The following is a 22,215-nucleotide window of genomic DNA, read 5'->3' on the forward strand; positions in this document are numbered from 1 at the left end:
ATATAAAAATATTTGATACATTAAAAGGTGATCTTGTAAAGTTTGAACCACTTGAAAAAGATCATGTAAGAATGTATGTTTGTGGCCCCACCATATATAATTTAATACATATTGGAAATGCCAGGCCCATGATAGTATTTGATGCATTTAGAAGATTCCTGGAATATGTTGGATATAAAGTAACAATGGTTCAAAATTTCACTGATATTGATGATAAAATAATAAACAAAGCTAATGAAGAAAATGTGCCTTTTGAAGAAATTGCAGAAAGGTATATTGTTGAATATTGGAAAGATTCATATTATTTGAGAATAAGACCAGCCAATTATCATCCAAAAACATCTAATTATGTATCGGAAATAATAGAATTTATAGAAGATTTAATAAATAAAGGATTTGCTTATGAATCAGAAGGGGACGTATATTTCAATGTATCTAAATTTAAAAATTATGGAGAATTATCACACCGAAATCCAGAGGATATGATTGCCGGTTCAAGAATAGAAATTTCAGAAAAAAAGAAAAATCCACTTGATTTTACTCTATGGAAACAGGCAAAAGAAGGGGAGCCATACTGGGAAAGTCCATGGGGAAATGGCAGACCGGGATGGCATATAGAATGTTCTGTAATGTCTAACTGTTTATTGGGAGATTCTTTTGATATACATGCAGGCGGTAATGATTTAATATTCCCTCATCATGAAAATGAAAAAGCTCAATCCGAAGCAAGACATGGAAAAACATTCGCCAGATATTGGATGCATAATGGAATGATCAGATTTTCTGGAGAAAAAATGTCAAAATCCATAGGAAATATATGGCTTGTCAGGGAATTAGTAAAGGCTTATGATCCAGATACAATTAAAACATTTATATTATCAAAACATTATAGAACACCACTTGACTTTACAGAAGAAGGGTTAAACGCACAGAAAAAATCTGTAAAAAGAGTAAATGAATCATTAAAAAGGGTAGAAGAAAAATACAATAATTATGTCCCATATATTCCGAAATCAAAATATATGAAAGAAAAAATTGATGAGTTCATAAATCATTTATCTATAGATTTTAATACACCAAAGGCTATTGCATTAATATTTGACTTAGTCAACGAATTAAATAAAGCATATGATGAAAATAATGAACAAAGATTATTGGAAACATATCATTTAATAAGAAATGAATTCGGACCTGTATTAGGTATATTTGAAATACCTACAAGTGTGGAAAAAAATTTAAAAACAGAAGAACTAATGAATTTATTAATTGATGTAAGAAATTCATTAAGAAAAGAGAAAAATTTTCAACTAAGTGATTATATAAGGGATGAATTAAAAAATATAGGTATAACATTAAAAGATACATCAGAAGGAACAAAATACACAATAGATTAAATTAAAATCACAAATCTCCTGCTTTATGCAGGAGATTTTGTTTGTAGCCAAACAAAAAATTTATTGACTTTAGAATTATTATATGTTATAATTCACTCAGTGAATGAAAAAAGATTTCTGGAGGGATTAGTATGACATTGATGGAAAAAATAGAAAGCAAAAAAGCTAAAATTGGTGTTATTGGTCTTGGTTATGTAGGATTGCCTTTAGCTGTTGAAAAGGCAAAAGCAGGTTATAACGTTATTGGTTTTGATGTTCAAGAAAAAAAGGTTGAAATGGTAAATAAAGGTATCAACTACATTGGTGATGTTGTAAACGAAGAATTGGAAGACTTAGTAAAGAATAAAAAAATAATTGCAACTACAGATTTTGACAAAATTTCAGAATGTGATGCTGTTATGATCTGTGTTCCAACACCTCTTGATAAATTCAAACAACCAGATTTACAATATGTAGTTGCTTCCACAAAAGAGGTTGCTAAAAGATTGCATAAAGATATGCTCGTTACTCTTGAAAGCACAACATACCCAGGAACAACAGAAGAAGTAATGCTTCCAATTTTAGAAGAAACGGGTTTAAAGGTTGGAACAGATTTTTATCTTGCATTCTCACCAGAAAGGGTAGATCCCGGAAATTTAAGATTCAAAACTAAAAATACCCCAAAAGTTGTCGGCGGTGTAACTAAAGCATGCACTAAACACGCAAAAGCACTATATGAAAGTGTTTTAGAAGCTGAAGTTTTTGCGGTTTCAAGTCCTAAAGAAGCAGAAATGGCAAAAATTCTAGAAAATACATTTAGAATTGTAAATATTGCACTTATAAATGAAATGGCTGTTGTTGCAAAAAAATTGGGAATTAATATATGGGAAGTTATAGATGCAGCAGCAACAAAGCCATTTGGATTTATGCCTTTCTATCCAGGACCAGGAGTTGGCGGGCACTGTATTCCAATAGATCCATTTTATCTTACATATAAGGCAAGGGCTGTTGACTACCATACTAGATTAATCGAAATGGCGGGAGAAATAAATGACGCAATGCCTGAATATGTTGTTTCAAGACTTCAGGACATTTTAAATGATAGAAAAAAATGTTTAAATGGAGCAAAAGTATTGTTACTCGGTATTGCATATAAGAATGATATAGATGATTTAAGAGAATCTCCTGCTTTAAAGGTATTAGAGCATTTAGAAAAGAAACACGCTGATATTATTATTCATGATCCATACATTTCAGAATTTATATATGAAGGAAAAATATATAAAAGTGTGGAATTAACAAAAGAGTTATTGAAAGGTGTTGATGCTGTAGTATTAACTACTGCACATTCGAATGTTGATTATGAATTTGTACTTGAATACGCACCATTCTTATTTGACACAAAAAATAAAACAAAGAATATAATGAAAAATAAGGAAAAGGTGATATTGTTATGATTCGACTTGCTTTAATTGGCTGCGGAAGAATTGCAACAAAAAAACATACAGAGGCTATAATAAAAAATAACGAATTATTTGAACTTGTTGCGGTTGTCGACCCTATTGTTGAAAAGGCGGAAAATATTGCTAATATTATTGAAAAAGCAGGATTGAAAAGACCAGAAGTTTATAACAATTACAAAGAAGTTTTAAAAAGAGAAGATATAGATATGGTATCAATAGCAACAGAAAGTGGATATCATTATCCGATATCGATAGATGCTATGAACAGTGGAAAACATGTGCTTGTTGAAAAACCAATGGCTCTTTCCACAAAAGAAATGGATCATATGATTGAACTTTCAAAAGAAAAAGGTTTAAAACTTGGCGTCTGTTTTCAGAATAGATTCAATCCACCCATACAGGAATTGAGAAAAAAAATCGAAAATGGAGAATTTGGAAAATTATTGCATGGGCAAATTTCAATAAGGTGGAATAGAAATAAATCATATTACAAACAGGCTCCATGGAGAGGTACATGGGAACTCGATGGTGGAACTTTAATGAATCAATGTACACATGGAATAGATTTATTACAATGGACATTTGGAGAAATAGAAGAAATTACAGGAAAAATTGAGAATTTTAATCATCCTTATATAGAAGCAGAAGACTTTGGAAGCGCTATAATAAAATTCAAAAATGGTGCAGTTGGAATCATCGAAGGCACAGCAAATGTATATCCAAAAAATCTGGAGGAAACATTGTCAGTCTTTGGTGAAAAAGGTACGGTTGTTATTGGAGGACTGGCAGTAAATAAAATCGAAACATGGAGATTCGAAAATGAGGAATCACATCCTTTCCAAAACTTACCAGATCCTGACACAGTATACGGAGCCGGTCACGTACCTCTTTACAAAGATTTTTATAATGCGATAGTTGATGACAGAAAACCGTATATCTCAGGTGAAGATGGGAAAAAAGCAGTTGAAATTGTATTAGCGATATATAAATCTGCAAAAGAAGGCAAACCTGTTAAATTCCCATTTGAATTTTCCACACTTGAAATGAAAAAATATTTTGGAAGGTGAAATTATGATTTCAGAATTTGCAGAAATTCATGATTCAGTTGAGTTAGGGCATAATATAGAAATTGAAGAAAATGTTGTAATAGAAGAAAAGGTAAAAATAGGAAATAATGTTGTTATAAAAAGAGATACAATTATAAAAAAAGGAAGCATTATTGCTGACAATACCGTTCTTGGCAAAAAACCTTTTAAAGCTTCAAATTCTGCCGTTACACAGGAAAAAGAGCTTGAACCTCTGGTGATTGGTGAATACGTAACTATAGGGGCAAATTGTGTAATATATAGAGGAGCGAAATTAAATAACTTTGTCTTTGTTGGAGATTTAGCAAGTATAAGAGAAGATGTTGAAATTGGGGAATATACAATTATCGGCAGAGGTGTTGCGGTTGAAAATCAAACAAAAATTGGTAAAAAAGTAAAAATAGAGACAAATGCATATATTACTGCATTATCAATAATAGAAGACTATTGCTTTGTTGCGCCTGAGGTTACTTTTACAAATGATAATTTTCTTGGAAGAACCGAGGAAAGAAAGAAATATTTTAAAGGTGCAATTTTAAGAAAAGGCGCAAGAATTGGAGCCAATTCCACTCTTTTGCCAGGAATTGAAATAGGTGAAGATGCACTTGTTGCTGCTGGCTCTGTTGTAACGAAAAATGTTCCAGCAAAAAAAATTGTAATTGGAAGTCCAGCGATGGTTTACAAGGATGTTCCACAAGATCAATTATTAGAAAATCAAAGTTACTATAAAAAGTTATAATGATAAACAAGAAGTGCCAGATTTTAATCTGGCACATATATGAATTATTTGCTTATAAATCAGTTTCCTACTTTCTTATTATCTTCCAGTTATTTTTTTTTGCGATCCTTCTCAATCTAAAATCTGGAGATACACATATGGGATGCCCAACAACCTTTAACAACGGTAAATCTGATATAGAATCGCTATAAAAATACGCATCTTCCATATTGAAATTATATTTCTGACATAGTTTTTTAGCTTCTTTTACCTTGTTTCCTTCATACATGTAAGTTCCAATTTCTCCAGTTATTTTTCCATCTTTTATAATAGTTTTAGTACAGATAAAATCATCAAATTTTAAATATTCTGCTACGGGTTTGACAATAGAATCTGGAGATGCTGATATTATAACAAGATAAGCATTATTTTTTTTATGGAATTCAATTTCTTTTTTCATGCTATTTCTGATATGATATCTTCCTTCTTCAATAAACCATTGCCTTGCAAAACCAAAAGCCTCCTTAGCATCCTGCCCGGCATATTCTGCTGCAGCATTTCTTGTTATTTCCTCCATATCTTTTATTTCAAAACCCATTTTATAAAATATGGAAAATAATCCCATTTTATAATATTTCCATCGAGAAAATTTACCATATTTTATTTCATATTTATAATAAAGTTGAGGGCTATATTTATCCAGTAATGTTCTATCTAAATCAAAAAAAGCTACATATCTCTTCATATTAACCTCCTAAAAAATATATACATATTATACCATATTTCATACTTAATAACAATTTACCTAATTACAAATATTTTATATGCTGTTTAAAAAATCTCAAATGAAGCGAAGGCTCGAAGATTGCCCTTAAAATTATGAATGTAAGCCGTCAAAAAAAACAGGACGTTTTTTTGAGTGAAGCTTTTTCATGGATGAAAAATCTGAACGACGGCTGAGAATGAATAATTTTAAGGATAAGCAATCAAGCTGCCTGAGTGAATTTGACTTTTTAGACAGCGTAATCCGATTAACTATAATCGAAATCATAATATAATATACATATGATTATTCTGATATGTTTTATTATAAATTTTTATATCAACAATGCCATTTAAAATAAATTAATTGACTTTACAATAATAACATGTTATAATTCACTCAGTGAATGAAAAAGAGGTGATATGATGTTTAACTTTGAAGAATATATGTTTTTTAATCCTTCGCCAAATTTTAGAGAATTAATGATATTGCAGTTAATTTCACAGAATGAACATATTTCACAGGAAATGCTATCAAAAAGTGTTGGTATAGCTCCGTCCATGGTAAATAGATATTTGAAAGATTTTGAAGATAAAGATTATATCTTAAAAATTGGAGAAAATCGAAGAAATATGAATTATAAAATAACAGAAGAAGGGAAAAAAAGACTGCAATTTTTAACCGTTTCGTTTATAAACGAAGTTTCAAAAATCTATTCAGAAACAAAAAATTCATTCAAAAAAGTACTAGATAAAATTGAGAATATGGGGTATAAAAACATATTATTATACGGCGCTGGTGTGGTTGGTGGAATTGTATTAAAAATTCTAACCGGTGAAAACATAAACGTAATAGGTTTTATTGATGATTCAATATCAAAACAGGGAGATAAATTGCATGGTATAAGTATATATTCGCCAGAAGAAGTAAAAGATCTAAAATATGATATGATTATTATTGCTTCATTCAGACACTCTGAAAGGATATTTGAAAACGCAAAAAAACATAAAATAAAAAATATTTATATTTTCAATATAGATGAAACTGGAAATGTATCTTTAGAGAAGGGGGAATAGAGAATGAATGTACCTTTATTTGATATGACTAGACAATACGAAGCAATGAGAGAAGAAATATTAAATACCTTGGATAATATATTTAAAAGTGGAAAAGTCATTCTTGGCCCAAATGTAAAATCGCTTGAAGAAGAACTTGCAGAATATACAAACACAAAATATGCAATTGGTGTAGCAAATGGATCTGATGCATTATTTTTAGCTGTAAAGGCATTAAATATTGGAAAAGGTGATTATGTAATCACAACACCATATACATTCTTTGCAACCGCAAGTTGTATTACAAGAAATGGTGCGAGACCAATATTTGTAGATGTGGAAGAAAAATACTATAATATGGATCTTGATAAAGTTGAAGAAATACTTAAAAATCATCCTGAAAAAGATAGAATAAAAGCCATTATACCAGTACATTTATTTGGAAAAACATTAAATTTAGACAAACTTCATTATTTAAAAGAAAAATATGGAATTTACATAATTGAAGACGGCGCACAATCAATAGGATCAAAATGGAATAATAAAAATGGATTTTCCGTTGGAGATTTAAGTATTACTTCTTTCTTCCCCACTAAAAATCTTGGTGGATATGGTGATGGCGGTATGGTATTTACAAATAATGAATCTCTTGCAAATAGAGTTAGAAAATTAAGGATTCATGGAGCAGCAAAAAAATATTATCATGATGAAGTTGGATTTAATTCAAGACTTGATGAAGTTCAGGCTGCGATATTAAGAATAAAGTTAAAACATCTCGATGAATACATAGAAAAAAGAATAAATATAGCCAAAAATTATGATGAGTTTTTCAAAAAATATGAACTAACGAAAGTAATAGATTATCCTGAAGTGTTTGAAGATAAGTCGCATGTATACCATCAATATGTAATTACATTAAAAACTGGCAATAGAGATGAATTAAGAAAATTTCTGACAGAAAAAGAAATAGGAACATCAATATATTATCCAAAAGGATTACATCAACAAAAATGTTTTGAATATCTTGGATACAAAGAAGGGGATTTTCCAATAACAGAAAAAGCCACAAAAACAACACTGGCACTTCCTATATTTCCTGAACTTACCATTGAAGAACAAGAATTTATAGTGAAATCAATAAAAAATTTTTTCAATATATAAATAAATCTCCTGCTTAAAGCAGGAGATTTATATTACTATTCAAATTTTGAAACCCTTTTAATAAATACATCTATTATATGCTTAAATTCTTCGAATTCGATTTTAGAATTTTTTAAAAATTCCAATCCATCTTTAGTTATTTTATATATTTTTTTTGATGGTCCACTCTCGGTAATATCCCAATCAGTTTTAACAAGCCCCATTTCTTCGAGTTTTGCCAATGTTCTATATAAGTTTCCCATTTGGCCTATTCCGTTTAAAATTACTCCAAAATCTGATAATTTATTTGCAATTTCATAGCCATGAACGGGATTTTCAGCAATTATTAAAAGAACAAAAGATTCAATCCAACCTCTTCTAAATCTTCCCTGACCTTTTCCAAATCCTGGCATATTTTCCCTCCTTAATATTCAAATGCACTTCCACCTATAAATTCTCTTAATACAGATATTCTTGGTATTTCGTGTATTGCGGGTAATGGCAAGAAATAATCCAGAAATCTTAACAATCTCTTTGCTTCAGTATATTCTGGTAATGTATTATCTATTTCCAGCAACAAAGATTCGGCAAACAATTTCAATATAGGTAATTCATATATTAAATAAGAATTAAACATAACATCAGCTTCTTCTTGGTATGGGAATATATTTTCTTCCTCTCCTTTTCTTACTTCAGGCCATAATTGTAAAGTTCTCAACGCTGTAGCTCCTCTAAAATTGTAGTCTCTTACTATTCTTCTTATTAATCGTGTATCAGTTGTCGGTATTCTGTTCATTTCATCTAAATTCATTTGAATTAAAGCACTAACATAAACTTTGAATTTCTGATCCCTTGGAATGCTTTCAGTTAATTTTTCATTCAATCCATGAATACCTTCAATAATTATAGGCTGTTTTTTTCCTACTTTTACTTTTTCCCCTGCCCATTCTCTTTTTCCAGTTATAAAATTATATTTTGGTAATCTAACTTCTTTTCCTTCTATTAAATCTTTTAAATTTTTATTTAATAAATCGAGATCAAGAGCACGCAATGATTCAAGATCCTTTTTTCCATCAGAGGTTAATGGGATTTTTTCATAATCTATATAATAATCATCTAATGAAATTTGTAGTGGCTCTTTTCCATGAACCTTTAATTCCAAAGAAATTCTTTTAGCGCTTGTTGTTTTGCCTGAAGAAGATGGTCCGGCCAGACATATTAATCTGACATTTTTTCTTTTTATAATTTGATCAGCTATATTAGCATATTTTTTTTCATGTAATGCTTCAGAAATTCTTATTAATTCACCGCTTTTTTTTGCTCCTTTTGCTATTAGAGAATTTAATTCTCCTACACTTTTTATATTTAAAATATCCAGCCATTTTTTATACTCTATAAAAGTTGCTGATAATTTAGGTAATGGTTTAAAATCCGGAATCTTATCAGGACTCATATTAGTTGGATGTAACAAAATAAATCCATTTTCATATGATATTATATCAAATTTATCAATATATCCAGTAGATGGTGGCATGTATTCATAAAAATAATTTATATAATTTCCGCATTTATACACCTTTACTGTCGTTTTTTTTCTATATTTAAATAACAGAGCTTTATCGTATTCCTCAACCTCTTCAAAATATTTAATAGCATCAAACTTACTCAATGTAATTTTTTCAAAAAGAATATTTTCATTAATTATATCATTCATTGTACTTTTTAATTTTAATATATTTTTTTCAGTATTTTTCATACCGCTTATTTCAAAATATAAACCTGGTCCAATGGCATGATGAACAATTAATCTAGCTTTTTTATGCATACGTCTTAATGCTATATACATTATAAAAAGCAATGCTCGTCTATATATCCTCATTCCTTCATTCGATGTAATATCAACTGGACTTGCGAACCCATTATCATGAATTTTTTTCCAGAGTTCTTTAATTTCATTATTAAATTTTATAGCGAGTACTGTATGTTTGTTGTTTTTTTGAAGTTCATCAGCCACCTTAAAAAATTGCTCTCCTTTACTAACTTTGATTTCGCCAAATTCTGTATTAATAACATATCCCATTCTATCACCCCTAGAAAAAATTATATTATCATTAATATGTATAAATAAATTGAAGAAATTATTAATCCCAAAAAAGCCACCTTCATTCCCAATTTCATAAAATCTATAAATCGTATTTTTCTATCAAAATTACTTTCAATCATTCCAACTATAACCATGTTTGAAGCTGCACCGCTTATTGTTCCGTTTCCACCAAAGCTTGCGCCCAAAGCCAGAGCCCACCACAGTAATTCGCTATTATCAAAAGTACCTAATAAGGCTTTTATTATAGGAATAAATATGGTTACAACAGGGACTGCTCCCATAAAAGCAGACAGAATTCCTGCACCCCATAATACAGTTAAAAGTAATAAATATGGGTGTGAAATAAAATTATATATCAAAAATGTTACATCTTCTATAACATGAACATCTTCCAAGGCTTTTACTATGGCGAATAACCCTACAAAAAAGAATAACGTATCCCATTCAATCTCTCCAGATATTTCATCGAAATCTTTTTTTGAAATTAGTAGCATTATAGCTCCACCTGTTAAAGCAATTAATGCTGCTTCATAATCCAGATATTCATGTATAAAAAATCCCAATATTACTAAACCAAAAACCAAAATTCCTTTTTTTAATAAAATATAATCTGTTATAGCTTTTTTTGGATCTGCCTTTAAAAGAGTTTTTAATTGTTTTTTTTCTATACTTTTTAAATCTCGATTTATTGATAAAAAGTAAGCTATAGATATAACAAGAGAAATCGCAGCAGGTATAAACATGATTATTAAAAATTTAATAAAACTAACACCAGATGCACTACCGATTAATATATTTGGAGGATCGCCAATCATGGTTGCAGTTCCACCAATATTAGCGGAAAAAATCATCGGAAATAAGAATTTTTCTGGTTTTATTCCAATTTCCTGACATATGTATATTATTACTGGAGAGAACAAGATCAAAGTTGTTACATTATCCAAAAAACTGGAAAGAATGGCAACTGCAAGCATAGTAAAAATAAATATTGAAACAACACTTCCATTTGATTTTCTTACAATGTATATTGCTATAGCCTGAAAAAGGCCGGTTGTTTTTAATATACCAACAATAATCATCATCCCCAGAAGAATCCCAAGTGTGTTAAAATCTATAAAATCTCCAGCATTGGATATACGAAGATTTTCAGAAACCTTAACAAGGGATATGAGTAATCCCATACTAAAGGCAATAACCGCCTTATTTCCTTTTCCAAATATTATTAAATAATAAGTAAAGAAAAAAATTGATAAAGCTATGATTTTTAATAGCATAATTTCCCTCCGGATTTTTGTACTTTTATTATACTACTTAGATTTTAATCTTCCAAATAATAAAAGGACTGTTTTCACAGTCCTTTTACATAAAATCATTATTTAAGCATAATTTCTTCCCAATCTTCCAGCCATTTTTCCATATTTTTTTCTAATTCTTCAGAATTTAAAGTAACCACTTTTTCAGGAATAATTGCATAATTAAACGCTTCTGGCAGTTTTGTCTCTACAACTGGAAACATCCACTGATTTAAAGGAATATTTTTTTGGAATTCATCAAACAATAAAAACTCTATAAATCTTTTTGCCAGTTCTAAGTTTTTTGTTCCTTTAACAATACCTGCTCCTTCAATTTGAACATAAGCACCTTCTTCTGGAATAAATGCCTTATATTTTGTTGAATTATAATAATAATATGAAAATGCGCCATCAGTTGCATAACTTACCATCATTGGAGCTTCACCAGATTCAAATTTTGCAAAAGCTTCGCTCCAACCAGGTGTAACAGTTAAAATTGCGGGTTTTAGCCTTTTCCAAAAATCTTTCCAATGTTCTTTATAAACTGCAATAGTCCACAATAAAAATGCCTGTCCAGTGCTTGATGTCCTTGGATCCTGAATGATTAATTTTTTATTCAATTTAGTAATATCTTCAAAAGTTTTTGGTATTATTTCTAATTTTTCAGGATCATAAACAATAGCTATAGCTCCATAGTCATATGGAATCAAATGATATGTTTTATCATATATCAAATCAGAATTCTTGATTTTTACAATATTTATTGGTTTATATGGCAATATTAAATTTTCTTTTATAGCCAAAACGGACAATGATTGATCAAGCCCAATAACAACATCTGCTTTTGGTTTCTTTTTTTCAAGTTTTAATCTGGCAAGAACATTACCGCCATCACCAAGAACAACAATATTCACATTTACACCATACATATTTTCAAACTTTTGAATAACCTCTTTTTTTATCCAATCTAAACTGTCATAAACATATACTGTAAGCGTATTAGCCCAAACAATACTCAACATTAAAATACTAATTAAAATCAATAAAACCTTTTTCATAATCTACCTCCTTAAAAATTTTTTAATAAAAAATTTAATAAAAAAAACGCCTTCCGGCTGGAAGGCGTAATTATTATTCCTTTTCCGCACTCCCTACGCCGGTATTACCCGGATCAGGTGCAGGGGTCTTAAGGCTTCCACCTTAATCTCAGCCCCGGTATAGGAGCTCCCCCGGCGGGTATTCAATAATATTATATCATTGTTCATAAAAAAAATCAATATACTTGTAAATTTCTATATATTTATTTTTTTATTCACAGGTTACGATTTTTTTATTTTTTTATAAATTTCTTGACTAACCAGTCAGTCATTTTTTAATATATTTTTTTCTACTTTATTTGTGATTTTTATAACCTGATATAATGACAGTTCAATTTTATGACTTTATTTGTCATATTTGAAACGAAATGTAAAATGTAATATAATATAGTTGACTAACCAGTCAGTCATGTGAGGTGTTTTTATGGGGAATATAATTGACAAAAAGAAATCAATATATAAAGAACAAAAAAGAAAAAATATTGCAGAACATGCTCTGAATCTCATTATGAATAAGGGGCTTTCTCATTTTACAATGGATGATGTAGCGAAAGAAACAGGGGTTTCAAAAGGAACTTTATATCTTTATTTTGATAGCAAAGATTCTTTGATTATTGCTTCTTTTGGAATTCTGGTTGAAAGATTACAAAACTATCTAAAAAGTCTACTACCTAAAGAAATTCCTAAAAAAGAAAAGGCTAAAGCTATAATTAAATTATACTCTAAAATTATAAAAGAATTTCCTTCAGACGATCTTTTAAGGCTTTTCGAGATATTAATTAATTCCATTCATGATAAGAAAAGACTTAAAGAACTCGGAGATTTATTTCATGATTATTATACACAACTTTTTGATGTGTGGGCTGAATTTGTGCCAGATAAAACAACTGCTATTGTATTACAGGCAATGCTTGATGGTATAGGTATTTATAAATCTGTGGGGGTAGATTTTGAAGAAGAAAATTTAAGTGCATCTTTAGAATATATAATAGGAAAAATAATAACATAAAGGAGGGATTTTTATGAAAATCCTTGACAGCATGAAAACTATGATGATTAAACAGGCGTCGAAGTTAGTTACAAATGTTGTAAGAAATTCTGATGTTGAAGATCTTGCAAAATTGTTGAGAACACTTGCTAATTTTGCAAAAGAACCAGCAAAAAGTGGATTGAGAAAACTCGCAGAAGGTGCAGAGAATAAAGATCCCATGCTTGTTAATTGGTCAAAACTTTTTAAAAGGTCGAATCCAAAAGTTGTAGAAAAGGTAATTAATAATTTGATTATCAATGAGTTTGCGATTGGAGAAAAAGTTAGGCAGGAAAAAATGCATGAACATAAAGTCGTTTTACCAAAACTTGCAGTTATCAGTCCAACATATGCGTGTAATTTAAAATGTGTGGGATGTTATGCTGGTCTTTATGGGCATAAATACCAACTTTCTAAAGAAGAGCTATTTAGTGTTATAAGGCAATTTAATGAATTGGGAATATATTTCTTTGTAATTACCGGTGGCGAACCTTTTATTTATCCGCATTTATTTGATATGCTTGAAGAGTTCAACGACTCATATTTTATGGTTTATTCAAATGGAACATTAATAACAGAAGAAAAAGCAAAAAGATTAGCAGAGCTCGGAAATGCAACTTTATCTATTTCTGTTGAAGGTTTTGAAGAAATGACAGATTGGAGAAGAGGAAAAGGTGTATTTAAAAAAGTTTTAAAATCTTGGGAATTATTAACAAAATATGGGGTAATATATGGTGCATCAGTTACAGCAACAAGAAAAAATCATGATTTAATAATGAGTGATGATTTTTGGAATTTCTTAAAGGATAATAACGTAGCATATGTTTGGATTTATCAATTTATGCCAGTTGGCATGGATCCAACCATGGATCTTGTTCCTACTCCAGAACAAAGATATGAAAGATTTGAAGTAACAGAAAGAGAAAGATTAGGTGGAGATTTTGCATTTGTGGCAGATTTTTGGAATCATGGATTTTTAACACATGGATGTCTGGCTGCAGGATCAAAATATTTACACATAAACGCCAAGGGATATGCTGAACCATGCGTGTTCCAACAGTTTGCTGTTGATAACATCAGAGAAAAAACTATATTGGAAATCTTAAAATCTCCATTTTTTGAAGCTTATAAAAGAACTATACCATACTCTAACAATCTATTCAGACCATGTCCTATTATTGATAATCCAAAAGTGTTTAGATCTATGGTAAAAAAATTCAATGCCATTCCTCAACATCCAGGAAGTGAAAAGACAATTACTGAATTGGCACCTGAATTAGACAAATTGGCTGATGGTTGGAAAAAATATGCGGATAAATTATGGTATGAAAAGGGATACGCAGAAAAATATCCTTCAAAACGCGGAATATATAATTACGATGTAAGAATGAGACGTTATGCAAACAATGAAGAAAAACTTGCTCTTGATAAGAAAGGATAATAAAACTCCCCTTTTTGGGGAGTTTTATTGTTAATTTATTTTCTGTGGAAATCTAAGTTCTATTGTTGTTCCGAAATCAATTTTTGATTCAATATTAATTCTTCCTTTTAGTTTTTCTATTAATTTTTTTACAATAGCCAGTCCTAAACCACTTCCTGGTTTGTTTTTAGCCAATCTAACAAAAGGCTTAAATATATCTTCTAATTTATCTTCAGGCATACCAGGTCCGCTATCTTTTACTAAAATTATATATTCTTTTGTTTTTTCATCAAAATCAACATTTACATTTACATAACCTCTGTCTGTATATTTTATAGCATTTCCAACAATATTTACCAATATTTGTTTCATTTTTAAGGGGTCTGTTTCTATCATTTCGGGAATATTTTCTTTGAATTTAATATTTAGCTCAACTTCTGGCGATAGCTGGGGTTCTACAATGGATATAGATTCGTATATAAGAAATTTCAAATGAAGTTCAGTAATATTTAATTCTTCTTCTCTATTTAATTTATTAAATGTTGAAAGATCTGATATAAGTGAATTCATATGTTTCGAGCTCATATATATTCGTTTTACCAGATCGACGATTTCTTCTTTTGAAAGTTCATCTTTCCCTCTTAATATACTTTCAGCATATCCCAATATTGCAGTTAAAGGAGTTCTTACTTCATGAGTAATAAAACTTAAATAGATGCTATTTAATTCATTTGCATTTTTTTCTTCATCACGCAAAGATTTTAATGTTAAAAAAGTGGAAGCAAAACTTCCAAATATTTTTAAGGATTTTTTGGCTGTTTCACTAAACTTCTTAAGTTTAAAATTATCTATATATATATGACCTTTTACTTTTCCAGCAACCTTCAAGGGGTAAGCAAGAGTAATCATACTTTCATGTTTAGCATGTAATGTTTTTACTGTATCTTTAAATAATTTTGATGGACTATGAAATTCTTCAAATGATTTTATTTCTATAATATCAACAAAATCTATATATTTATATATATATGCGTCTTCAAGTGGAACCACTAGATTTTTAACAACATCATCATTGTAATTGTATCCAGCAACAGCCTTGTAAAGCGTATTGTCTATTAACCATATTGTTCCAGCTTCAGCTTCAGGAATGCTTTCAATAGCAACAGACAATAATTTTTTCATAAATTCTTTTTCATTTTCTTCCCCTGTAAATTTTGTAGATAACTCTGCCATTAACTCAAAATTGGATAAAATATCATTTTCACACTTCATCACCCTACCTCCATTTTTCTATTTCTTTACAATTATAACACATTTTTTTTTTCTGTCAAATACTAAATGAAAATTATTTCATATTTTTTGATAAGTATAAAAACAAATCTCCTGAACAAAGCAGGAGATTTGTTTTTCATATAATAATATTATTATATTACAGTTACTTTGGTTAATAGTTCTGGATTATCCAATAAAATACCAGCACCCTGTGCAACACACAATTGAGGATTTTCTGCTACGACAGTTTTTACGCCCGTTTTTTCTTCAAATAATTGTGCTAAACCTCTTAAATTTGATGTTCCACCGGCTAAATATATACCGTTTTTCAATATGTCTGCTGATAATTCTGGAGGAGTATGTTCTAAAACAGACTTTGTTTTTTGAATTATTTCATTCAAAACACCTTCAATGGCTTCAAATATATCATCAGAATTTATAACTCTTGAAGAAGGCATTCCACTTGCAATATCCTGACCTCTAACTTCCATTTCAAGAGTTTCAATATCTTTATGGGCCTTTCCAATTTCTTTTTTCAAGAATTCAGCCGTGGCTTCACCTATTAAAAATTTATATTTTCTTTTTATATATTTTATTATTTCTATATCCATAGCTTCTCCAGCTAATTTAATAGATTCTGAAATAACGCTTCCGCTTAAACTAATAACAGCAATATCAGTAGTTCCGCCTCCAAGATCAACAATTAAATGACCGTTCGGTTTTGTTATATCAAGACCAATGCCAATTGCCGCAATAATAGGTTCTAAAACAAGATAAGCTTTGTTAGCACCAACTTTTTCCGCAGCATCTTTTACCGCTCTTCTTTCTACATCTGTAGTTCGAGCTGGAATACCTATCACAAGTGTCGGTTTAGAAGGTAAAAAACCAGATTTTGCCTGCTTTATGAAATATCTTAATAATTGTTCTATTAATGAAGGGTATGCAATTACGCCATCCTGCATAGGATGTACTATTTCAACTCCGTATGGGGTTTTTCCTACCATCGCTTTGGCTTCATTGCCAAAAGCATTTATTGTATTTGTTAATTTATCAACTGCGACAACGGAAGGTTCGTTTATTATTACGCCTTCACCTTTTTTATATACAATGAAGGTAGCTGTACCCAAATCTATACCTAAGTCATGTTTAGCCATATTTTTTCCTCCTAAACTATATTTTCATAAATAATTATACAGTATTTTATTCTAAAAAACAATAATAAAAAATAATAATATTATTGATTTTGTATAATGTTTTTCCATGTTGTTTCAATCCAATTTTGAAACTCATCATAGAAAGAAAGTGCTTTATAATCATCATAATAACCATTGGGATTTGTAGTAAATATATCTTCAAACATAATTCCAATACCGCTATATTCTGGATAGTTTATACCATCAATTCTTACTACGGAATTTATAATTGCTGGATTAATATAATCAGCTAAATATTCTCCATTGTTTAATATTAAATTATTGATATCAATCATATTTGTAGGTTCTGAAACATAGTTATTCCCATCGTTTTTATATAATACGTAATTAGTATTTATGTTATTTGTTTTTTGTATCTTATCCCATGAAAAATAATTTAAATTAACCGCTGATAAACTTAATCTATCAAGATGGTATTCAACGGTATAGTAATAATTATATTGTTCTATAATTTTATATACCAGTGATTCCTTTAAATTATCCTCATCTAAATCATGAAAAAAATTATAGTAAAAACCAAGTCCGGCTATTGAATATACAGAGCCTATAAAATAATCAACTAAATCTTTAAATTCATACATAATTTCTATACTCATCATATTACAGGCATCAAATGCAAGAATATCAATTTTTGTGCTATATTTTTTATCATAATATTGAATTACAGATTTAATATCTTTAATTTTTAATACTTTATTTGATGTATCATCTTGAATAATAGCTTTAGGCTGTATATTTATACTTTTTCGCGCTTCCCAGGCCCAGCCATTACCATGATCCCATAAATCCAAAATTTTTATTGTTTTGTTATTTTTAACTGATAATATATCTAAGAATTTAAACATTGTACTTGTTGATGCTGAACTGAGTTCAGCTGAAAAGTCAAGTTTATCTGGAGTATACACATATTCAAAATAATTACCTCTAAAATTCGATATAAATATAATTTCATCATTCTTTGCATATCTATCACTTAAAATATTTATTACAATATTTATATTTGACTTTTTTATTGATTTTCTTATTTCAGATATATCAAGATCAAAAAAATAGTCATTTTCTCCAGTTATAGGATCATTATATTTACTGTCAAGACTATTGTCTGCACCACCATATAACAAAAATTGGATATCGGGCTCTATTTTTTTTAATATATTTATATACTCTCTATTTTTATAGAATTCAGTAATTTTTACGGTTACATCATTATGCAAAATTAAATTTGTTTTTAGTTCATAAATTATATCTCCATTATAAGAATAAATCAAGTTTTCTCTATCGAATATTTCAACCTTAATTACAGGTCTTGAAAATTCGAGAATAAGAGGCATTCCTTCTAAGTATTCAAAAGTTAATAAAGGACTTTGCTTTTGAAATGAAATACAGGATGTAAGTGTTGATAATATAATTAATATAATAATTATAGTAAAAATTTTTATATTTTTCATAATATCACCTTTATAAATTATGGCGGCATTAAGCCGCCATTTATTTATGAAGCGTATGCAACGCTTCTTTTTTCTCTAATAACTGTAACTTTGATTACTCCAGGATATTCCATTGTTTCTTCTATTTGAGTTGATATATCTCTTGCTAATTTATCTGCTAGCGCATCGTCAATTTTATCAGGTTGTACAATAACTCTTAATTCTCGGCCTGCCTGAATGGCATAAGCTTTATCTACATGCCTGAAACTTTTTGCTATTTCTTCGAGTTGTTCGATTCTTCTAATATAATTTTCAAGAGTTTCTCTTCTTGCACCAGGGCGTGCTGCTGATACAGCATCAGCTGCTCCAACAATTACAGCTTCAGGTGTCATTGGATCAACTTCATTATGGTGATATTGTATAGCATTAACAACTTCTAATTTTTCGTTATATCTTTTTGCCAATTGACCTCCGACTATTGCATGAGAACCTTCTACTTCATGGTCTATAGCTTTACCAATATCATGTAATAATGCTGCTCTTTTTGCCAGCTCTACGTTTAATCCCAATTCTGCAGCCATTAACCCTGCAAAATTAGCAACTTCAATGGAATGTTCCAATACATCCTGACCATAACTTGTTCTGAATTTCAATCTTCCCAGTAATTTTATCAATTCAGGGTGTAAAGGTTTAATACCTACACGCATAACCGCTTCTTTTCCAGCCTCTTTAATAATATCTTCTAATTCTTTTTTTGTTTTTTCATATACTTCTTCTATTCTGGCAGGATGAATTCTTCCATCAGCAACTAATGCTTCTAAAGTTCTCTTTGCTATTTCTCTTCTTAAAGGGTTAAACCCTGAAATAACAACCACTTCGGGGGTATCATCTATTATTAAATCGCATCCTGTCATTTTCTCAAATGCCCGTATATTTCGCCCTTCTCTTCCTATGATTCTTCCTTTCATATCATCAGTTGGTAATGCAACAGTAGATGTTGTTATTTCTGAAGTAACATCAGATGCATATCTTTGAACTGCTATACTCACAACCCATTGAGCATGCTTTTTTGCATCTTCTTCATATTCATCTTTAAGAGCTTTGTATTTTTGAGCTAACTCCAATTCATATTTTTCTTTTGCTTCATTTAAAACTCTTTCTCTTGCTTCTTCCATAGTTAAATTTGCAATTTCATATACTTTATTTTCTAATTCCTCTTTTAATCTTAATGTTTCATCTTTTTCTTTATCCAGTTTGTTTTTTAATTCTTCAAGATTCTGTTCTTTTCTGTCGATCATTTCTTCTCTTCTGATTAATCTTTCTTCCATGGATTTTAATTCTTCTTTTTCAAGTTTCAATTCTCTGTTGAATTCTTCTTTCATCTTTTGTATTTCTTCTTTGCTTTCAATAAGTGCTGATTTTACAATGTTGTCAGCTTCTTTTTGCGCATTTCTCAATATTTCATCTTTTTCTCTTTTTGCTATTTCTATTTCCATTTTTAATTGTTCTTTTTCTGATTTTAATTTTTCAATGAATTCTTTATTTCCTTTTTCTAATCCTTTATTCAACCCTGTTTTATATAAAACTCCTGACATAATTGCTAAAATTATTATTACAGCTATATATAAAACTTCCATCATTGTTCACCTCCAAGTTCATCTAATACCTCTTCAACCAGATAAATCTCAAAACCTCTTTTAAAAAGGTATTCTTTAATTCTTTTTTTATCTTTTTTTTGAGACAATATTATATTACGAATTATTTCTTTTATATTTATTTCTTCTAAAACTTTATCAATAGCATTTTCAATAATATTCTCGTTAATATAAAATTTGTTTAAAAGTTCCATTTTTATAATATAAGGTCCTTTTTTGTTTATGGTGAGTTTATCATATGTATATAAATACGCAAATAATTCATCATCCAGTAACTTATATTTTTTGAGTTTAGAAACAACATTATTGACGACGATTTCGTCAAAACCTTTTTCGAGTAATCTCTGTTTCATTTCATATTCAGATCTGTTTCTATATTTCAATAAACTGATTGCACTTTTTTGTGCGGCATCTTCATCAAAAGGATCAATTTTCTTCTTTTTCTTCATTTTGTGCCTCATTATTATTTTTTATTTTTTCTTTTAAATCATCAGGTATGACAAGCCCCAGTTTTTCCCTGATTCTGTATTCGATTTCTACCAAGAGATGGGAATTGTTTTTCAAATAATCAAGAGCTTTTATTTTTCCCTGTCCAAGACTGATTTCATTTTCTTTTAAATCTGTATAAGAAAACCATGCTCCGCTTCTTTTTACGATGTCATTTGCAACGGCTAAATTAAATATATCATTTTCTTTTGCCAATCCCTGACCATAAATCATATCTACTTTAACTTCTTTAAATGGAGGAGCAACTTTGTTTTTAACAACTTTAATATTTATTTCGTTACCATATGCATCCTTTCCTTCCCTTAATGTTGTGCCTTTTCTTACTTCCATTCTTATTGTAGAATAAAATTTTAGCGCAACACCACCGGCTGTTGTTTCGGGGTTTCCATAAACGACTCCTATTTTCATACGTGTTTGATTAATAAAGATGATTATGGTTTTTGATTTATTTACACTACCAGCCAACTTTCTCAAAGCCTGAGACATGAGTCTGGCCTGAAGTCCCATATGAGAATCCCCCATGTTTCCTTCTATTTCAGCTCTTGGAACCAATGCCGCTACTGAGTCCACTACAACTAAGTCTACAATATTAGATCTTACAATACTATCTACAATTTCTAATGCCTGTTCTCCAAAATCCGGTTGAGATAGTATCAAAGTATCAGGATTAACTCCTAATTTTTTTGCATATTCGAGGTCAAGCGCATGTTCTGCATCAATAAATGCAGCAATTCCACCTCTCTTTTGCACCTCCGCTATTGAATGTAATGCAAGCGTGGTTTTTCCACTTGATTCATTTCCGTATATTTCTATAATTCTACCTCTTGGATAACCACCCACACCTAAAGCTACATCTACAGAAAGAACACCACTTGGAACTATATCAAGTTTCCTTTCTTCTTCCAGACCTTTTCCTAAAATCATTATTGAACCTTCACCATAATTTTTTTCTAATTCTTTTACCAATTTATCAAGCATTTCCTCTTTATTTACAGGTTCTTTTTTTGCAGGTTTTTTAGCCATTAATAATCATTCCTCCCTCAAAATCAATAGTGTACAACTTTTTGTATATTGGCCCATTTCTTGTTAAAGTCGATGAATATATATGAACAGCATGTACAGGTATAATCACTTTTTCAACATCTAAAACTTTAATGAGTTTTTCCCAGAATTCTGGAGCTTTCTTTACTCTTCCAACTGTTAAATGCGGTTGAAAATTGCTATCTAAAACCTGAATATTTGATAATTTCAATGACTTTATAACTTCATTATGAAGTTGTTTTAATGTATTTCCACCTTCAACACCCAGCCAGATAACCCTTGGAAAATTTTTGTTTTTAAAATATCCTATTTTGTTTAAACTAAATGCAAATGTAGGGAAACCCATAATTCTTTCTTCCATCCTTTTGGCTACTTCTGTAATTTTAGTAATATGCGTATCTCCCATGAAATATAATGTCAAATGCATATTTTCTGGTTTTGTCCAATTTCCCTTAAAACCCATTCGTTCAAGCTTTAAGATAGTATCTCTTAAAATGTCCCTTACGCTTTGATTTACATCAAGTGCAATAAATGTTCGAAGGCTTTTATTTTTATTATTCAT

At 29.7% G+C, this 22,215-nt stretch carries 20 protein-coding genes and 1 riboswitch; of the genes, 8 read left to right on the forward strand and 12 right to left on the reverse strand.

Annotated features, from left to right (window positions below):
* Positions 1 to 2: 2 nt before the first annotated feature.
* The 4 genes from cysS to XO12_RS06835 all read left to right on the forward strand — a co-directional run bounded on the left by cysS (position 3) and on the right by XO12_RS06835 (position 4,660).
* Complete coding sequence (cysS, locus tag XO12_RS06820) at positions 3 to 1,394, forward strand: cysteine--tRNA ligase (RefSeq protein ID WP_047266749.1); 1,392 nt, start codon at positions 3 to 5, stop codon at positions 1,392 to 1,394.
* Between the two features lie 131 nt (positions 1,395 to 1,525).
* A complete protein-coding gene (locus XO12_RS06825) occupies positions 1,526 to 2,830 on the forward strand; it encodes a nucleotide sugar dehydrogenase (RefSeq protein ID WP_175419975.1) in 1,305 nt (434 codons plus the stop codon).
* The gene (locus XO12_RS06830; RefSeq protein ID WP_175419976.1) at positions 2,827 to 3,903 is read left to right on the forward strand and encodes a Gfo/Idh/MocA family protein; all 1,077 of its coding nucleotides are present in this window, start codon (positions 2,827 to 2,829) and stop codon (positions 3,901 to 3,903) included. Before XO12_RS06825 ends, XO12_RS06830 begins: the two co-directional genes overlap by 4 nt.
* 4 nt (positions 3,904 to 3,907) lie before the next feature.
* A complete protein-coding gene (locus tag XO12_RS06835) occupies positions 3,908 to 4,660 on the forward strand; it encodes an N-acetyltransferase (protein ID WP_175419977.1) in 753 nt (250 codons plus the stop codon).
* A 67-nt stretch (positions 4,661 to 4,727) separates the two neighbouring features.
* On the opposite strand, the gene XO12_RS06840 is transcribed toward XO12_RS06835, so the two are convergent.
* Entirely contained in the window at positions 4,728 to 5,384 is a 657-nt protein-coding gene (locus tag XO12_RS06840) for an HAD family phosphatase (protein ID WP_175419978.1), read from the reverse strand.
* A 443-nt stretch (positions 5,385 to 5,827) separates the two neighbouring features.
* On the opposite strand from XO12_RS06840, the gene XO12_RS06845 reads away from it, so the two are divergent.
* Positions 5,828 to 6,478 (forward strand): winged helix-turn-helix transcriptional regulator, encoded by a 651-nt coding sequence (locus tag XO12_RS06845; RefSeq protein WP_175419979.1) that lies wholly within the window; start codon positions 5,828 to 5,830, stop codon positions 6,476 to 6,478.
* Between the two features lie 3 nt (positions 6,479 to 6,481).
* Positions 6,482 to 7,618 (forward strand): DegT/DnrJ/EryC1/StrS aminotransferase family protein, encoded by a 1,137-nt coding sequence (locus XO12_RS06850; RefSeq protein WP_175419980.1) that lies wholly within the window; start codon positions 6,482 to 6,484, stop codon positions 7,616 to 7,618.
* Between the two features lie 35 nt (positions 7,619 to 7,653).
* Here the strand turns inward: XO12_RS06850 and XO12_RS06855 are convergent, their stop codons facing one another.
* The 4 genes from XO12_RS06855 to XO12_RS06870 form a co-directional block, all read right to left on the reverse strand.
* Positions 7,654 to 8,010: a PadR family transcriptional regulator gene (locus XO12_RS06855; protein ID WP_047266708.1), complete on the reverse strand. Its 357-nt coding sequence runs from the start codon at positions 8,008 to 8,010 to the stop codon at positions 7,654 to 7,656.
* An 11-nt stretch (positions 8,011 to 8,021) separates the two neighbouring features.
* Positions 8,022 to 9,677 (reverse strand): nucleoside kinase, encoded by a 1,656-nt coding sequence (locus tag XO12_RS06860; protein WP_175419981.1) that lies wholly within the window; start codon positions 9,675 to 9,677, stop codon positions 8,022 to 8,024.
* Positions 9,678 to 9,697: 20 nt separating this feature from the next.
* Positions 9,698 to 10,975: an SLC13 family permease gene (locus XO12_RS06865; protein WP_175419982.1), complete on the reverse strand. Its 1,278-nt coding sequence runs from the start codon at positions 10,973 to 10,975 to the stop codon at positions 9,698 to 9,700.
* Positions 10,976 to 11,073: 98 nt separating this feature from the next.
* The gene (locus tag XO12_RS06870; protein ID WP_047266705.1) at positions 11,074 to 12,051 is read right to left on the reverse strand and encodes a thiamine ABC transporter substrate binding subunit; all 978 of its coding nucleotides are present in this window, start codon (positions 12,049 to 12,051) and stop codon (positions 11,074 to 11,076) included.
* A 72-nt stretch (positions 12,052 to 12,123) separates the two neighbouring features.
* Positions 12,124 to 12,234: riboswitch (TPP riboswitch) on the reverse strand.
* Between the two features lie 280 nt (positions 12,235 to 12,514).
* Between XO12_RS06870 and XO12_RS06875 the strand changes: the two genes are divergently transcribed.
* Both XO12_RS06875 and XO12_RS06880 read left to right on the forward strand, forming a co-directional pair.
* On the forward strand, positions 12,515 to 13,099 hold the full coding sequence (locus XO12_RS06875) for a TetR/AcrR family transcriptional regulator (RefSeq protein WP_052913291.1): 585 nt from the start codon (positions 12,515 to 12,517) through the stop codon (positions 13,097 to 13,099).
* A gap of 13 nt (positions 13,100 to 13,112) precedes the next feature.
* A complete protein-coding gene (locus XO12_RS06880; RefSeq protein WP_175419983.1) occupies positions 13,113 to 14,558 on the forward strand; it encodes a radical SAM protein in 1,446 nt (481 codons plus the stop codon).
* Positions 14,559 to 14,588: 30 nt separating this feature from the next.
* Here XO12_RS06880 and XO12_RS06885 read toward each other — a convergent pair whose 3' ends face one another.
* From XO12_RS06885 to thpR, 7 genes are all read right to left on the reverse strand, one after another.
* Positions 14,589 to 15,809: a HAMP domain-containing sensor histidine kinase gene (locus XO12_RS06885; protein WP_047266703.1), complete on the reverse strand. Its 1,221-nt coding sequence runs from the start codon at positions 15,807 to 15,809 to the stop codon at positions 14,589 to 14,591.
* Positions 15,810 to 15,961: 152 nt separating this feature from the next.
* The gene (locus XO12_RS06890) at positions 15,962 to 16,963 is read right to left on the reverse strand and encodes a rod shape-determining protein (RefSeq protein ID WP_047266702.1); all 1,002 of its coding nucleotides are present in this window, start codon (positions 16,961 to 16,963) and stop codon (positions 15,962 to 15,964) included.
* A gap of 80 nt (positions 16,964 to 17,043) precedes the next feature.
* Positions 17,044 to 18,471: a clostripain-related cysteine peptidase gene (locus XO12_RS06895; RefSeq protein ID WP_047266701.1), complete on the reverse strand. Its 1,428-nt coding sequence runs from the start codon at positions 18,469 to 18,471 to the stop codon at positions 17,044 to 17,046.
* Between the two features lie 44 nt (positions 18,472 to 18,515).
* Positions 18,516 to 20,090: a ribonuclease Y gene (rny, locus tag XO12_RS06900; RefSeq protein WP_156166198.1), complete on the reverse strand. Its 1,575-nt coding sequence runs from the start codon at positions 20,088 to 20,090 to the stop codon at positions 18,516 to 18,518.
* Positions 20,087 to 20,554 carry a regulatory protein RecX gene (locus XO12_RS06905; protein ID WP_047266700.1) on the reverse strand — a complete coding sequence of 156 codons (468 nt, stop codon included), beginning with the start codon at positions 20,552 to 20,554 and terminating at the stop codon, positions 20,087 to 20,089. The genes rny and XO12_RS06905 overlap by 4 nt, the downstream gene beginning before the upstream one ends.
* Positions 20,532 to 21,635 (reverse strand): recombinase RecA, encoded by a 1,104-nt coding sequence (recA, locus tag XO12_RS06910; RefSeq protein WP_047266699.1) that lies wholly within the window; start codon positions 21,633 to 21,635, stop codon positions 20,532 to 20,534. Before recA ends, XO12_RS06905 begins: the two co-directional genes overlap by 23 nt.
* Positions 21,628 to 22,215 (reverse strand): RNA 2',3'-cyclic phosphodiesterase, encoded by a 588-nt coding sequence (gene thpR, locus XO12_RS06915; RefSeq protein ID WP_047266698.1) that lies wholly within the window; start codon positions 22,213 to 22,215, stop codon positions 21,628 to 21,630. Before thpR ends, recA begins: the two co-directional genes overlap by 8 nt.

The organism is Marinitoga sp. 1154 (assembly GCF_013363285.1).
Classification (GTDB): domain Bacteria; phylum Thermotogota; class Thermotogae; order Petrotogales; family Petrotogaceae; genus Marinitoga.